At 65.2% G+C, this 15,212-nt stretch carries 15 protein-coding genes; 6 read left to right on the top strand and 9 right to left on the bottom strand.

Annotated elements, in window-relative coordinates; all coding sequences use genetic code 11:
- Positions 1 to 94 precede the first annotated feature (94 nt).
- The 3 genes from AC1RKI_RS04160 to AC1RKI_RS04150 form a co-directional block, all read right to left on the bottom strand.
- Complete coding sequence (locus tag AC1RKI_RS04160; protein ID WP_227459128.1) at positions 95 to 595, bottom strand: dihydrofolate reductase; 501 nt, start codon at positions 593 to 595, stop codon at positions 95 to 97.
- Positions 592 to 1,386: a thymidylate synthase gene (thyA, locus tag AC1RKI_RS04155; RefSeq protein WP_150981160.1), complete on the bottom strand. Its 795-nt coding sequence runs from the start codon at positions 1,384 to 1,386 to the stop codon at positions 592 to 594. The genes AC1RKI_RS04160 and thyA overlap by 4 nt, the downstream gene beginning before the upstream one ends.
- Before the next feature lie 110 nt (positions 1,387 to 1,496).
- Complete coding sequence (locus AC1RKI_RS04150; RefSeq protein WP_061958952.1) at positions 1,497 to 2,213, bottom strand: TerC family protein; 717 nt, start codon at positions 2,211 to 2,213, stop codon at positions 1,497 to 1,499.
- Between the two features lie 570 nt (positions 2,214 to 2,783).
- On the opposite strand from AC1RKI_RS04150, the gene egtD reads away from it, so the two are divergent.
- Both egtD and AC1RKI_RS04140 read left to right on the top strand, forming a co-directional pair.
- Positions 2,784 to 3,914: an L-histidine N(alpha)-methyltransferase gene (gene egtD, locus AC1RKI_RS04145; protein WP_492794789.1), complete on the top strand. Its 1,131-nt coding sequence runs from the start codon at positions 2,784 to 2,786 to the stop codon at positions 3,912 to 3,914.
- Between the two features lie 134 nt (positions 3,915 to 4,048).
- Positions 4,049 to 5,305 carry an SUMF1/EgtB/PvdO family nonheme iron enzyme gene (locus AC1RKI_RS04140; protein ID WP_061958954.1) on the top strand — a complete coding sequence of 419 codons (1,257 nt, stop codon included), beginning with the start codon at positions 4,049 to 4,051 and terminating at the stop codon, positions 5,303 to 5,305.
- Positions 5,306 to 5,503: 198 nt separating this feature from the next.
- Here AC1RKI_RS04140 and AC1RKI_RS04135 read toward each other — a convergent pair whose 3' ends face one another.
- The 5 genes from AC1RKI_RS04135 to AC1RKI_RS04115 form a co-directional block, all read right to left on the bottom strand.
- Positions 5,504 to 7,399: a DEAD/DEAH box helicase gene (locus AC1RKI_RS04135; protein ID WP_492794791.1), complete on the bottom strand. Its 1,896-nt coding sequence runs from the start codon at positions 7,397 to 7,399 to the stop codon at positions 5,504 to 5,506.
- 850 nt (positions 7,400 to 8,249) lie between these two features.
- Positions 8,250 to 8,465 carry a hypothetical protein gene (locus AC1RKI_RS04130; protein ID WP_061958959.1) on the bottom strand — a complete coding sequence of 72 codons (216 nt, stop codon included), beginning with the start codon at positions 8,463 to 8,465 and terminating at the stop codon, positions 8,250 to 8,252.
- Positions 8,466 to 8,616: 151 nt separating this feature from the next.
- Positions 8,617 to 8,889: a hypothetical protein gene (locus AC1RKI_RS04125; protein WP_061958956.1), complete on the bottom strand. Its 273-nt coding sequence runs from the start codon at positions 8,887 to 8,889 to the stop codon at positions 8,617 to 8,619.
- Between the two features lie 89 nt (positions 8,890 to 8,978).
- Entirely contained in the window at positions 8,979 to 9,248 is a 270-nt protein-coding gene (locus tag AC1RKI_RS04120) for a hypothetical protein (protein WP_061958957.1), read from the bottom strand.
- Positions 9,249 to 9,315: 67 nt separating this feature from the next.
- Positions 9,316 to 9,591 carry a hypothetical protein gene (locus AC1RKI_RS04115; protein WP_061958958.1) on the bottom strand — a complete coding sequence of 92 codons (276 nt, stop codon included), beginning with the start codon at positions 9,589 to 9,591 and terminating at the stop codon, positions 9,316 to 9,318.
- A gap of 379 nt (positions 9,592 to 9,970) precedes the next feature.
- On the opposite strand from AC1RKI_RS04115, the gene AC1RKI_RS04110 reads away from it, so the two are divergent.
- Positions 9,971 to 12,124, top strand: a complete 2,154-nt coding sequence (locus AC1RKI_RS04110; RefSeq protein WP_492794794.1) for a serine/threonine protein kinase — start codon at positions 9,971 to 9,973, stop codon at positions 12,122 to 12,124.
- Between the two features lie 9 nt (positions 12,125 to 12,133).
- Here AC1RKI_RS04110 and AC1RKI_RS04105 read toward each other — a convergent pair whose 3' ends face one another.
- Complete coding sequence (locus AC1RKI_RS04105) at positions 12,134 to 13,378, bottom strand: formylglycine-generating enzyme family protein (protein ID WP_227459135.1); 1,245 nt, start codon at positions 13,376 to 13,378, stop codon at positions 12,134 to 12,136.
- Between the two features lie 223 nt (positions 13,379 to 13,601).
- Here AC1RKI_RS04105 and AC1RKI_RS04100 point away from each other — a divergent pair, with 223 nt between their 5' ends.
- The 3 genes from AC1RKI_RS04100 (at position 13,602) to AC1RKI_RS04090 (ending at position 15,152) form a co-directional block, all read left to right on the top strand.
- Positions 13,602 to 14,030: a DUF4399 domain-containing protein gene (locus AC1RKI_RS04100; RefSeq protein WP_490715029.1), complete on the top strand. Its 429-nt coding sequence runs from the start codon at positions 13,602 to 13,604 to the stop codon at positions 14,028 to 14,030.
- 75 nt (positions 14,031 to 14,105) lie between these two features.
- The gene (locus AC1RKI_RS04095) at positions 14,106 to 14,531 is read left to right on the top strand and encodes a DUF4399 domain-containing protein (RefSeq protein WP_061960219.1); all 426 of its coding nucleotides are present in this window, start codon (positions 14,106 to 14,108) and stop codon (positions 14,529 to 14,531) included.
- Between the two features lie 351 nt (positions 14,532 to 14,882).
- On the top strand, positions 14,883 to 15,152 hold the full coding sequence (locus AC1RKI_RS04090; RefSeq protein WP_061960215.1) for a hypothetical protein: 270 nt from the start codon (positions 14,883 to 14,885) through the stop codon (positions 15,150 to 15,152).
- The last annotated feature ends 60 nt before the right edge of the window (positions 15,153 to 15,212 follow it).

Here is a 15,212-nt window from a genome sequence, read left to right as displayed (position 1 = left end):
TACTGCCGGGCTTATGTCTGGAGTGTTTCTAGCGCGGATCCCAAAAAAAAACGTGGCGCCTCGATCGGGCGCCACGTTTTTTTGTGTTCGGCGATTATTGCTCGTCCGACGGCGGCCGTTCGTAGGTCACGAATGCGTAGTCGAAACCGTTGGCTTCGGAATGATGCGTTTCGCGCGCCACTTCGATCCACTTCGACCGATCCACTGCGGGAAAGAATGCATCGCCTGGCACGTCGGCATCGATCTCCGTCACGATCAGCCGGTCGGCGCTCGGCAGCGCTTGCGCATACAGCTGCGCGCCGCCGATCAGGAACACTTGTTCCGCGCCGATGCACAGCCGCTGCGCATCTTCGAGCGAAGCCACCACCTCCGCGCCATCGAGCGTCAGGCCGTGATTGCGGCTGACTACGATGTTGCGCCGTCCCGGCAGCGGCCGGCCGATCGAATCCCACGTCTTGCGGCCCATGATGATGGGCGCGCCCAGTGTGGTGCGCTTGAAATGCTGAAGGTCTTCGGGCAGGCGCCATGGCAGCGCGTTGTCCCGGCCGATCACGCCGTTGCGGGCGCGCGCGACGATCAGTGTCAGCAGCGTCATACGGCCACCGGCGCCTTGATGGCCGGCCACGATTCATAGCCGATCAGTTCAAAATCGTCGTACTTGTAATCGAAGAGGCTCTCGGGCTTGCGCTTGATATGGAGCGTCGGCAACTTCATCGGCGTGCGCGCCAACTGGGTCCGCACCTGCTCCATGTGATTGCTGTAGAGATGGCAGTCGCCGCCGGTCCAGACGAAATCGCCCACGTCGAGGTCGCATTGCTGCGCGATCATGTGCGTCAGCAGCGCGTAGCTGGCGATATTGAACGGCACGCCGAGAAAAATGTCCGCGCTGCGTTGGTACAACTGGCAGCTCAGCTTGCCGTCGGCCACATAGAACTGGAAAAACGCGTGGCAGGGCGGCAGCTTCATTTGCGGGATGTCGCCGACATTCCACGCAGACACGATCAGCCGGCGCGAATCGGGGTTGTTGCGGATTTGCTGCACTACGTCGCTGATCTGGTCGATATGGCGGCCGTCCGGGGTGGGCCAGGCGCGCCACTGGTAACCGTAGATCGGGCCGAGTTCGCCGTTCGCATCGGCCCATTCGTCCCAGATCGTGACGCCGTTTTCCTTCAGGTACGCGATGTTGGTGGAACCCTGCAGGAACCACAACAGTTCATGAATGATCGACTTCAGGTGCAGTTTTTTGGTGGTGACCACCGGAAAGCCTTCGCCCAGGTCAAAGCGCATCTGGTAGCCAAACACCGAGCGCGTGCCGGTGCCGGTGCGGTCGGACTTTTCGGTGCCATGTTCATAAACATGGCGCATGAAGTCGAGGTACTGTTTCATCGGCGCGGAGGGGAAAAGTGATCTCGGCCAACGGGCCGCAAGCCGGGATTTTAGCCTGATTGCGAAACTGGCCGCCCAAGGGCGGCCAGTTTCATTTCAGCGGAGCCGGATCAGTGGCTCTGCACGGGCTTTTCGCCGGTTCCGCGATTATCGCGACGCTTCTGCGTCAGGTAACCAGCGCCCAGCACGCCGCCGACGATCACCAGGTACAGGCCCCACTTGATGGCCGGCTGCGCCTCGAAGAACGCCTTCGTGATCGGCTCGCCCAGGATCATCTTCACGGCCGTGAACGCCAGCACGCCGGCGCCCACATAGATGATGGCCGGGAAGCGCGTCATCAGCTTGAGCACCAGGCTGGAGCCCCACACCACGATCGGGATGCTGATCAGCAGGCCCAGCACCACCAGCAGGAAGCTGCCATGCGCGGCACCGGCCACGGCCAGCACGTTGTCCACGCCCATCACCGCGTCGGCGATGATGATCGTCTTCATCGCGCCCATCAGCGTGGCCGCACCCGCACCGTGCTCGCCGCCATCGTCATCGGCAGCCAGCAGCTTGTACGCGATCCACACCAGTGCCAGACCGCCCACCAGCAGCAGCCCCGGAATCTTGAGCAGCCACACCACGCCAATGGTCATGGCCGAGCGGACCACCACGGCGCCGACGGTACCCCAGACGATGGCTTTTTTCTGCAGATGGGGCGGCAGGTTGCGCGCCGCCAGGGCGATCACGATGGCGTTATCGCCAGCCAGCACCAGGTCGATAACCACGATCGACAGCAATGCCGTCAGGAATTGCATCGTGAACAGATCGGTAAACCACTCCATGTAGGCTCCTCAAATGTGCAATAGCTGCGGGCCGCTCTGGCCAGCAAGTTGTTTTGACACCTGGGATTTACGGAGCGCCGGAAGTGCGGGGCCGCCTTTGCAAACCGTAAATGCCAGGTTGCAAAGGTCTTGCTCGACGGACTGGTGCGGAATGCGCGCCAGGGTCAGCACAACCGGAAGCGGGTCGCGCTTCGGAATGACGATTGTGCTAAGGGCATTGGCCCCCAAGCTACTCCCCTTTTACTTCCCTCTCTGGAAGGGAACGGGCCGCGGGAATTGTCATTACCCGCGAGCACGTAGGACGCGATTATAAGGGAATTACGAGAAAAATGTCGCGCCGCCGGTGCCGTTTTCGCATGTATGCAACATGAGTCATGAGAGGGTCAGTGTTTGTAAAGTGATGCAACGCATCAGACGCGCATAAGCATATGCACCTATGCTATGTGGATTGGTTCGGCAGATGTGCGTCAGACTGAACAGGCGTATGTCCCGGCCCAGCCGCCCGCTCCGTCGGCCGCGGATTTTGAGAGGGATTCACCGTAGTGCCCATCGACAAAACAAGGAAACGTCATGTCGGCCCTTACGACGCCCAATAAGACACCGCTGAATCAGTCCCGCCCCCAGGCCTCCGCCAACCACCACAACCACAATCACAACAATCACCATCCGGCCGACGACCGCACCGCCGAAGCGGCTGAAGCGGCCGCGCGCATCGTCGTCGGCAACGGCCACGCGCGCCACGGCGCCGTGCCGCAGCCGGAATTCGTCCAGCAATACCGGGAAGACAGCGGCGCCATGCGCGCCGAAATCGTTGCTGGCCTGAGTCGCCAACAGGCCAGCATCAGTCCGAAATTCTTCTACGACGTGCTCGGCTCGCGCCTGTTCGAGGCGATCACCGACCTGCCCGAGTACTACCCGACCCGCACCGAAGCGTCGATCTTCGCCGCCGCTGCGCCCGCCATCGCCGCGCGCGCGGGCAGCGGCTGCGTGCTGATCGACCTCGGCGCCGGCAATTGCGAAAAAGCCGCGCGCCTGTTCCCGACCCTGCAGCCGGCGCAATACGTGGCGGTCGATATCTCCGTCGAATTCCTGCGCGGCACGCTTTCCAGCCTGCAGCAGCAGAATCCGCAGATCCCCATGCTGGGGCTTGGCGCAGATCTGTGCGGCACGCTCGATTTGCCGACCAGCGTCCGGCGCGGGCGGCGGCTGTTCTTCTATCCCGGATCGAGCATCGGCAATTTCGCGCCGATCGACGCGCTGGCGCTGCTGCAGCGGCTGCGCGCAGCGGCCGGGCGTGGCGACGGCGTGCTGATCGGTGTCGATCTGTTCAAGGACGCCGACACTCTGGTGGCTGCCTATGACGATGCGCTGGGCGTGACGGCGGCGTTCAACCGCAACGTGCTGCGCAACGTGAACCGCATCGTCGGCAGCGATTTCGCGCTCGAAGACTGGCGTCATGCGGCGTCGTTCGACGCGCAGGCGTCGCGCATCCAGATGCATCTGCAGGCCGCGCGCGACGTGCAGGTGCGCTGGCCCGGCGGCGAACGCCGCTTCGCCGCGGGCGACACGATCCACACCGAGGATTCGCACAAATATCGCCCCGACGATTTCGCCATGCTGCTCGAGGCGGCCGGCTTCAGCGATCCGGTCAGCTGGACCGATCCGAACGGCTGGTTCGCGGTGTTCCACGCGCGCGCCTAGCGGCAAAGCCGCGGTGCCATCAGGGGATAAGGGGACGTGCCGGAGCCTTCGGCGTGCGAGTGTCATAATGCGCGCAGCCGGTGGACGCCTTCTGCGCGTCCCCTGTCTTTCCATTCCTCTGTCAGGACCCTTCGATGAGCGGCTTCTCGATGCTTCCCGATCTTCACTTTACCGGCGGCAAGGCGGCCTGGCCCGACGCACGCCGGTTGCCGCGCGAGGGACTGGCGCAGGCGTTGGTGGAGTCGCGCAATCGCACCCTGGCATGGCTGGGCGCCTTCGGCCAGACCCGCAAGGGCTGGACCGTGCCGCGCCAGTACGATTGCAACCCGCCGCTGTGGACGCTCGGGCATGTCGCCTGGCACGCCGAATGGTGGTGCTTGCGCGGCGTGCGCCACCTGGAGCAGGGCGGCGTCCGCCTACCGGTGGCCAGCGAGCCGTCGCTGCTCGACGGCGCCGACGAATGGTTCGATCCCGATCGCATCGGTCCCGACGAGCGTTGGGAAATCGCATTGCCCGATGTGGCACGCGTGAAGCAGTACGCCACGCAAGTGCTCGACGGCTTGCTGCGCCGCATCGCGCTGCTGCCCGACGACGAAGATGCCACGCTGTATCCGTTCCGGCGCGCATTGCTGCACGAGGATGCGCAAGGCGAAACCATCGCCGCGCTTTTGCAGGCGCTGGATCTGGCGCCCGTCGAGCCCGCATCGATCGCCCCGTCGGTCTCGGCCGTGTCGGCGGGCACGCTGCATTTTCCGGGTGGCAATTTCACGCAGGGATGGAGCGAACCGGACGGTTTTGCATGGCCCGATGAATTGCCCGCGCAGAAGGTCTATGTCCCGGCGTTCGAAATGGACGCATCGCTGGTGACCAATGCGCAGTTTCTGGAATTCGTCGAGGACCGGGGCTATGAGCATCCCTCGTACTGGTCCACGGCAGGCCGCCAATGGCTGATGACGCAGGAACGGTCGGCGCCGCGCTACTGGTCGCGCCACGCCGTCACGCGCAGTTGGGTGGTGTCGCGCTTTGGCGCGCAGCGCACGCTCAATCCCGACGAACCAGTGCGTCACGTTACGCTGTTCGAGGCGCAGGCGTGGTGCGTCTGGGCCGGTCGCCGCCTGCCGCAGGAAGTGGAATGGGAGTTGGCCGCGACGCAGAATCGCGGACTGCAATGGGGTGCGCTGCGCGAGTGGACCGCCACGCCGTACGAGCCGTATCTCGGTTTCGCCGCCGAGCCGACCGACGTCGATATCGTCGGCCGCTTCGGCACGCACCAGGCGGTGCGCGCGGTGTCATTCGCCAGCCCCGCGCGCCTGCGCCATGTGCGCGCACGCGCCGCGCTGCTGCCCGAGGACGACGTGTCGTTCGTCGGCTTCCGCAGCTGCGCCGTGTGAGGTTGGGGCGAGGCTTCCAAGCGGGCGATCAGTGATGCGCGGGCCGATTGGGCGCGCGTGAGACGATGCTCGGGCGACGGCCAGCGCCGCGCCAAGTCATCGGCGACGATGCTCGCAGGCGTGACCGGCGAAACAAACAGAAATGGCACCCGAAGGTGCCATTTTTTTACGTCCGCGCCAAAGTTTCAGCGCATTCGCTTAACGGTCGTAGCGCGAACGGCTGTTGCGCTGGCCGCCGAAGCCGCCGCGGTCGCCAAAGCTGCGTTCGCCGCCAAAGCCGCCACGATTGCCGTCGCGCGGTGCGCCGTCGCGATTGCCGAAGCCGCGCGGTGCGGCTGCGTCGCGCTGGGCGAAGTCACGGTTGCCATACGAACGCTGTTCGGCGCCGACGTTACGGTCGCCGAAGCTGCGCTGCTGGCCTTGACCCTGGCCCTGGCCGCGATAGCCGCCGTTGCCGCGATCGCCGAAGCCGCGTTGCTCGCCACGGTCGCCGAAGCCACGATTGGCATCGCCAAACGGGCGCGGGGCGCTGCGATCGCCAAAGCCGCCGCGATTGCCGTCGCCGAATTTGCGTTCGCCGCCGCCGGCGCTACGGTCGCCAAAGCTGCGCTCGCCGCCTTCGCGATTGCCGCGGTATCCGCCGCCGCCGCCGTTGCTGCCGCGATAGCCGCCGCCATTGCCGTTGCCACGGAACCCGTCACGGCCGCCGCCCGGCTTGCCGCCGAAATTCGAACGCGGCTTGGGCGAACGACGCGGCTCCAGGCCTTCGATCACCGATGCGTCGATGCGATGGTTGGTAAAGCGCTCGATACGGCGCCACTGGAACATGTCGCCATGGTTCACCAGGTTGATGGCGATGCCCGAGCGGCCGGCACGACCGGTACGGCCGATACGGTGCACGTAGTCTTCCGCCTGCTTGGGCAGGTCGAAGTTCACCACGTGCGTGATATCGGGCACATCGATGCCGCGCGCGGCGACGTCGGTGGCCACCAGCACGCGCAGGTTGCCCCGGCGCAGCGCCGTCAGCGTGCGATTGCGCGCGCCCTGGGTCATGTCGCCGTGCAGTGCGCCGGCAGCGAAGCCGGTGTCCGACAGGCGTTCGGCCAGCGAATCGGCATCGCGCTTGGTGGCCGTGAACACGATGGCCTGCTTGAGCGACGAATCGCGCAGCAGGTGGTCGAGCAGGCGCTCCTTGTGCGACATGTCGTCGGTGAAGTGCAGGCGCTGTTCGATGTTGCTGTGGTCGGCGTGGGCCGCGGCGATCTCGATGCGTTGCGGATCGCGCAGCTGACGCGAGGCCAGTTGGCCGATGCGCGCGTCGAGCGTGGCCGAGAACATCAGCGTCTGGCGCGATGCCGGCGTAGCGGCGACGATGGCGTCGATGTCATCGGCAAAGCCCATGTCGAGCATGCGGTCGGCTTCGTCGAACACCAGCATGTCCAGCGCCGACAAATCGATGCGGCCGGCTTCGATGTGATCGAGCAGGCGGCCCGGCGTGGCGACCAGGATGTCCGGCATGCGCGACAGCATGGCGAGCTGCTTCGGATAGGGCATGCCGCCCAGGATGCTGGCGCACACGATGCGGCGCAGATGGCGGCCGTACTTGGCGGCCGCTTCGGTCACCTGCAGAGCCAGTTCGCGCGTCGGCGTCAGCACCAGCAGCGCCGGCTGCGCGGCGGCCGGACGGGGGCGCTTGCCCTTCATGCGCTTGGCCGGTTCGGTCGGGCGCTGGGTAGGCGGCTTTTCGCTGATGCGCTGGATCGCGGGCAGCATGAAAGCGGCGGTCTTGCCCGAGCCGGTCTGGCTCGACACCAGCAGGTCGCGGCGGGCCAGGAAGGCCGGGATGGCTTGCGCCTGAACCGGCGTCGGGGTGTTGTAGTTGGCTTCGGCCAGGGCGCGCAGGATGGCGGCGTCCAGGCCAAGTTTGGCGAAGCCGTTTTCCGGCGCCGGGGCCGCGGCGGTTGCCGGCGCTTCATCGGCGTGGAGCAGCGCGTCGAGCTTGTCGAGCGGGCTCACGGCAGCGGCAGTCGTGGCGGTGGCGTCAGTGGCGGAAGCAAAAGGCTGCTCCGCACGGAATTCTTCGTGCTGGGTCATGTCGTCGTGCGAAATAAAAATGCATGGCACCCCAGGGCAGATATGCGCGAAGGGGTGGGCGCAGTGCAAAGTCTTTAAAAAGGCTTCGGCGCCAATCGGTAGGCCGTACGACAGACTCAGCTGGCAATACGGCGGCAGGCAGGGGGGCGGCTGGTTATTGGTGCGACCAACCGAAAATCCCTGGCAGGCAAACAGCGCAAATGACTACAGGCTGTTCATCAGGATCGGAGACGAGGCTACGTCAGGTGAGCGGTGCGTTCTGGCCAGGCACCTGTCGGAAACATCGTGTGATGACAGAGGCAGGGAGCAGAGCTTGGGAGGTATGCGGATGCGCCATGGCGTGGATGCCGGGCGCGGTGCGGAACTCACAGTGCGAAACTCACGGCGCGCAGTATAGCAGAACCCTTAGGAATTTGCTGCACCGCGAAATGGGCGCAAACGTAATCGGATGTAAGGGGAAGGCAAGCGGAAAGCGCCGGGGCCGTCGCTTGATTGTCGGAGGTCCCTGCCTATACTCCAGACCACGGGCTTCGCGCCCGTACGGGGCGGACGATCAACGTCCCGCCGATCCTTCCTTCGGCAAGGATGGCTTGCCGCTCTTTTCCGGCATTGCGGTCATTGGACGCCACTGCCAGATTTCCTCCGACTGTCCGGGTGGTCCGGATGGGCGTCCGCGTCATGGGCGGAATCCAAGGGAAACCTGCTTGGCAAAGCAATGACCGGAATTTGCCGGCGATGCAGACCCAGGAAGTCCGGGCCCGTCCGCAACCAAAGCCCGCCAATGATCTGGCGGGCTTTTTCTTTGCGGCCTTGCTGTAATGACCGGCCGTTGTCACGCGAGCGATGCGGATCACTCGCGGGTTGGCCGGCTCGCCCGTTCCTGCCCTGCAGCCTGTGATGTACCCGGAAAGCCCTGCGGATACTGGATCAATCGTGTCAGCGACGAACCGCGGTGCGCTTGCCAGCGATAGCTGCCGGCCAGCCTTGCGCCGCCCACGATGGCGAGCATGGCCTCGCGGTCGAGGTCGACGTTCTCGGACAAATCCTTGATGACGATGGATGCCATGGCGTTCTCCGGCGTGCGGGCCTTGCCTCGGCCGGCCGGTACGGCGCCGGTCGGGCTGCGCCGGGGCAGGCGCGGGCCCGCTTCAGTATAGGCAGCAATGCCCTTCCCGCGTGGCGTGCGAGAGGCGGCATCGCATCCCGGCGTGCGTCGCTCAGACCACCGCCAGGTTGCCGCCCCATTGCGACGGATTCACGCCCAGCTGGACGTGGCCCAGACTGGCGCCAATGATCCGGTTGTTGTTGAACGCGGCCACGTTCACCTGCTGCAACTGCTGCACGCTCTGGTTGACCGTGATGTTCACGTTGGCCAGCGGGCCGGTGTTGCCGACCTTGCTGAGCCAGTCGGTGCCGCCACGGATGGCGCACAGCGATTTGCGGTCGAGGTCCTTGCTGGCGGCAAGGTCGCGGACGATGATCGATGACATGGTGAGTCTCCTGGGTGCGGATGCCATGCGCGGCGCGCGGTGCGGCGCGCGACGCGCATCGGGTTCGGCGAGCGGAATCGGGTGCGCGATCACGCGTTGTTCTGCGCGTGCTGATTCGTGTACGCGTTGTTGGTCATATGGTCCTGGAAAGCCGACCCATTGGCGAAGTAGTTGCCCACCTGCTGCATTTGCTGGTTTTGCTGATCGATCTTGGTGTGCGAATCGAACGACAGCTTCACCGGTGCATATACGCTGGTCCACGGTGCGGCGATGAGGCCGAGTCCGCCGCGCACGGCTTGCATGCCGGCGCGATCGAGGGTGGCGGTGGTGGTCAGGTCGAGGATGGTCAGGGTGCTCATGGCAGTCTCCTAGCGGCAAATCGGGTGTGATGCGGTTGGGGCGATGCGGGATATCGGCGAGCGCGGCTTACTTCGCGCCGTACACGTTGTTCTCGGCGTGCTGGTTCGTGTAGACGTTGTTGGTCATGTGGTCCTGGAACGCCGAGCCGTTGCCAAAGTAGTTTTCCACTTGCTGCATTTGCTGGTTCGACTGGTTGATCGTCGTGACCTTGTCCACCGACAGCTTGAACGGGCTGTACACGGTGGTGATCGGCAGAAAGGCGATGCCGCCGCGCACGGACTTCAGCGTCGTGGCGTCGAGGGTTTCGGTCGAGGACAGGTCCTTGATGGTCAGCGTGGTCATGTCAGTCTCCTTGGGAGGAAGGGTGAAGCGGGTTGGGTGATGAGCATCGGGTTGGTGTCGCGCTCGGTATCCCTATCGCAGCAAGCGTGCCAGCGCCGGTCCGCGCGCCGACGAAAAACGCGGACGCCTTGTGCCGTGCGGGTTTGCGGTGCGTGGGGTGGTTTAGCGCAATGCGCACCGAGCGCGATGCGCGGTGCGAAGTGGTGGTGTGGGGCCAACAGAATGCGGTGGGATGTCTGCGCGGAGGCGACGCTCGCGCGCGTGGCGCGCATCGATGCGGCATTGCGGATGACCGGAGTGCGCACTAGTATCCATCGAAGGCAATATGCCGTGACGCGGCGGTTCCGCCCGTTGTGCCATCACTCGTCGGATGCACCGGATGCCCAGCCTGACCGAACTCATTCGGAATTTCCAGCGCGGCAATTTGAGTCGCGACGAATTCCTCGCCTCGGTGGATCTGGCCCTCAAGGACGATCGCACCGACTCCACCCAGTTTGCGCGCGTGCTCACTGAAGAACACACGCGCTTTCCATTGCCTGCCGCCGTGTACGCGGAAGTCATGGACCGCATCGATTCGCACATGGCCACGCAGTTCGATCCGGGCGGCGATGTCGCCACCGAGGCGATCGGCCATGCGGGGCGCGACGCGCTGAGCGAAGAAACCCGTATCGAACCCGATCCCTCGGATCGCCCGGCACCGGGCGCGTCGGATCCGTCGTCGGGCCCGGGCGGCAACACGGCCGGCACCGGCAGCCAGAGCGGGCTTTTCACCGGCGGGTATGTGCCATCGGGTCCCACCAAGGGCGTGGGCGATACGTTGAACGGCCGCTTTGTGCTCGAAGAATGTCTTGGCGTGGGCGGCATGGGCACGGTGTACAAGGCGCTCGATCTGCGCAAGCTCGAAGCGTCGGACCGCAAGCCGTATATCGCCATCAAGGTGCTCAATCTGCAATTCAGCGGTCATCCGAAATCGCTGATCGCCCTCCAGCGCGAGGCGCGCAAGGCGCAGCAGCTGGCGCACCGGAATATCGTCACGGTCTACGACTTCGACCGCGACGGCCCGACGGTCTTCCTGACCATGGAATACCTGTCCGGCAAGTCGCTCAATCGCGTGCTGCGTGCGCCCGATTTTGCCGGGCTGCCGTATGCCAAGGCGATGCCGATCGTGATCGGCATGGGCAATGCACTGGCCTACGCGCACGAGCGCGGCTTCGTTCATTGCGATTTCAAGCCGGCCAATGTGTTCCTGACCGATCGCGGTGAAGTGAAGGTGATCGATTTCGGCATCGCGCGCGGGTTCCAGCAGCCCACCGACGACGCGGACCAGACCGTGTTCGATCCCGGGTCGCTCGGCGGCATGACGCCGGCCTACGCCAGTCCGGAAATGTTCGAACACCGCGAGCCCGATCCGCGCGACGACATCTACGCGCTGGCGTGCGTCACCTACGAACTCCTGACCGGCAAGCATCCGTACGACCGGATGGCGTCGACCGAGGCGCGCGCCAGGAATATGAAGCCCGTGCCGCCGCCGTCTCTGTCGCGCGGACAGTGGAAGGTCTTGCGTCAGGCGCTTTCGCTCGATCGCGCCACGCGCACGCCCACCGTCACGCGCTTCCTGGCAGGGCTCGGCGCGGAGCCGCAGCGCGGCGGCGCGCATGTGCCGGTAATCGTCGGCGGCGCCGTGGCGTTGCTGGCCATTGCCACCGGCGTCGGCTTCTATCTGTGGCGCAGCACCGCCGCCGGCGATGCATCGAACGCATCGACCACGTCGACCGCATCGAGCGCATCGAGCGCATCGAACGGGCCGTCCGCACCGAATCCGGCCGCGCCCGCCGCCGCGCCGTCGCCGCCCTCCAACGTGCCGCTCAAGCCGGAAGCGGTGGCGCAGGTGCTGGCCGCCACGCCCTGCGCGCTGCTGACCGCCAGTGTCGACGGCAATACGCTGCAGGTCGATGGCTACGCGGCCGAAGCGGCGCTGGCGGGGCTGCGCGACAAGCTTCTCAAGGTGCCCGGCGTCAAGGCGCTGAAGCTCGATGCGCAGCCGCTGTCGCAGGACAAGTGCGATGTGGTGCGGACCGTGGCGCCGTACTGGTCGGGCAATCACAAGGCGGGCGAACAATCCGGCGCGAGACTGCGCACGCGCGGCGGCACGCAGTTGACCGAAGGTACGCCGCTGGTGCTGGACATCACCACGCCTGCGCATGAGTCGTATGTCTATGTCGATTACTTCGTGGCCGATGGCAAGGTGGCGCATCTGGTGCCCAGCCCGCGCGTGCAGGGCAATCAGGCGCCCGCCAGCTACACCGCGACGATTGGCGATGGCGGCGACTGGGTTGTCTCAAAGCCATTCGGCACGGAACTGGTCGTGCTGCTGACTACGCCGGCGCCACTGTTCGGCACGCGCCGGCCAGAGTTCGAATCGCGCCAGGACTATCTGCACGCGCTGGAAAAGCCGCTCGCGCAAATGGCCAGCAAGTATGGCCGCGGACAGATCAGCGCGGACCTCGTGCAGATTGCGACGCGCGCGAAATGACTATCTGGACTATTTGGCTTCGCGCACCACGCGGAAGCCGTTCTGCGATTGCCGCACGCTGGTGCTGTACTTGAAGCGCGTGGACGACACCATGTAGCTCGCGCCTTCGCGCCACGATCCGCCGCGTATGACGCGCGCGGTACAAGTGGGTTCGTCCCACGCGCGGCCATCGGTGGGCGCGTTCTTGTACGAGCTGTGCCAGCAATCGGCCACCCATTCCCACACGCCGCCGTTCATGTCGTGCAGCCCGTACGGATTGGCGGCGAACGAGCCGACGTTGGCCGGCGCCGCGTCGCTCCACGGATCGCCGCAGTCCTTGCAGTTGGCGTTGCCGCGCGCCATCCGGTCGCCCCACCAGTACGCCGTGCCGGTGCCGCCGCGCGCCGCGTATTCCCACTCGGCTTCGGTCGGCAGGCGATAGGTCTTGCCGGTGGTCTTGGACAGCCATGCCACGTACAGTTGCGCGTCGTCCCAGCTGATGTCGCGCGCGGGTGCGGTCTTGGCGTCCGGCGAATTGGTGGCGATGCGCGGGCAGGCGTTGGCATCGACGCAGGCGTTCCATTGTTCCGATGTGACCTCGTACTTGCCGATGGCGAACGGGCGCGCAATCGTGACGTGATGCGGCGGCCGTTCGGCCGGATCGCTGGTGTTGCTGCCCATCGTGAAGCTGCCGGGATTCAGGCTGATCATCGCCGGGCATTGCGGACAATCGCGCGCTTCCACGCCCTTCGCTTCGGCGCCCCCGGCCTTGGCCGATGGCGGCGCGTCCTTGCCTTCGGTCGCATAGGTGACCGTGCCCTGCGAGATCGCACCCCCGGCGCGCGAACGCGGTTGCGGGGTGTTGCCCGCCGATGGGGACGCTGGCGCGGCAGCGGTGGCCGACGGTGTCGATGCGGCACGTGGCGCGGATGCATCTGGCGCCTTCGATGCCGTGCGCGTGTCGGTCTTTGTCTCGGGGCGCGCAACCGGAGCGGACGCCGGCGCGGCGGCGCGCAGGCGTTCCACGCGCGCCTTGGCCAGCGCGGCGAAGCGTCCATTCGGATATTGCTTCAGGTACGCCTCGTAGTCGCCCGCGTCGCTGCTGTTCTTGATCGAATCCCAGAACGAGAGTTCGTATTGCTCGTCGCTATTCTTGGGCAGGATGCCGGCGCGCGCAGCCGACACGAGCCACTGCCCCGGCCGCGGCACGCCGCTGCCGCCGATGTGCAGCGCGCCGATCCCCAGCAGCGACACGACTATGATCTTCCGCCACATATTCAGCCCCCTTCGGATCGGCGCAGCGCGGTGTGGAGTTGCCGTGACGTGGTACCGGCCGTTTCACAATAGCACAGCGATTGTGGCGCGAAAGTTCGCTTTTTAAGCGCTGGCGACCTACGCTGTAGGACACATCGCCGGGCGCATCAAAAAACGTCGACCAAGAATCCGCTCATCGCGCGGGGAACCGTGTGCAGCGGACAGTTCTCCGGGAGGAGCCGCCATGTCCAGACGATCCCTGCTCCGCGCGCTGGCGGGCGCAATGCTCGCCGCGTGGTCCAGCTTCGCCATTCCGCTGACGCCCGCGCCCAAGGGCGCCGAGGTCTACATCATCTGGCCCGGCGACGGCGCCGTGATCGATGGCGGCAAGCTCTGGGTGCGCATGGGCCTCAAAGGCATGGGCGTGTGTCCCAAGGGCGTCGAGCGATCCAATTGCGGGCACCACCATCTACTGATCGACGCCGACCTGCCGCCGCCGGACAAGGAAATCCCGAACGATCGCAATCACCTGCACTTTGGTGCCGGTGAAACCGATGCGCGCATCGAACTTCCGCCCGGCAAGCACACGCTGCAACTGCTGCTGGGCGACAGCAAGCACGTGCCGTTCGATCCGCCGATTTACTCGAAGAAGATCACCATCACCGTGCGCTAGCGCATCAGCGTGAGCGGGAGAGAAGCCATGTCCAAGCCAGTCTCCGTGGTGACGCTGCTGCTGTTTGCGGCGGCCATGCTCCACTTCGGCGTTGCGCGCGGCGCGGATGCGTCGGCGCCCGCTGCCAGCGCGGCCAGCGGTCCCACGCCCGCGCCGAAGAACGCCTATCTGTACATCGGCTATCCGAACAACAATCAGACGCTGCCGGCCGGCAAGCCGATCAAGGTGTGGTTCGGCCTGCGCAACATGGGAGTGGCGCCCAAGGACGTCAAATTTCCGAATACGGGCCACCACCATCTGCTGATCGATACGGACTTGCCGCCGCTGGACAAGGAAATTCCGAACGACCGCAACCACCTGCACTTCGGCGCGGGCGAAACGGAAACCACGATCGAACTGCCGCCCGGCAAGCACACGCTGCAACTGCTGATGGGCGACGAGAAGCACATGCCAACCAATCCTCCGATTTATTCGAAAAAAATCACCATTTACGTAAAGTGAAAGGCGGTGGCCAGGTGATACGTCACGATGCGGACTCGGAGCAAAAATGGCGGGGCGGTCCGCCAGTCTCCGGCACGGCGCGCAGCGATGCGCGCCGTTTTTTTTTGAGTGTTGCCGTGGGACCGACAGAACAACGCGCCAGCTGTACGCCAGCATCCAACACTTCGCCGCGCCGTGCCGACGCGCGGTCCGCTGGGATTTCGCTGCAATGCCTTGCGCCGCAACGGATTGCGCGTTCTGGCAGCGGTTGGTTACGACGCTGGCACGCTTGCTGCGATAGGGATATCGAGCGCGACACCAACCCGATGCTCATCACCTAACCGCTTCACCCTTCCTCCCAAGGAGACTGACATGACCACGCTGACCATCAAGGACCTGTCCTCGACCGAAACCCTCGACGCCACGACGCTGAAGTCCGTACGCGGCGGCCTGGCGGTGTTTGCGCCGCGCACCTCGATCTTCACGCCGGTGAGCCTGTCGTTCGACTCGCACAAGACGATCACGCAATCGAACCAGCAAATGCAGCAAGTGGAAAACTACTTCGCCAACGGCTCGGCGTTCCAGGATCACATGACCAACAACGTGTACACCAACCAGAGCGCGCGGAACAACGCCTACTGAACACAGAGCGCGGCAACGGCGTCCGTCGCTATCGCATCACGCGCGACGCCGTATGCCGCT

The organism is Cupriavidus sp. GW822-FHT06G04, from assembly GCF_058799075.1.
This window is presented reverse-complemented; position numbering and strand designations above follow the sequence as displayed.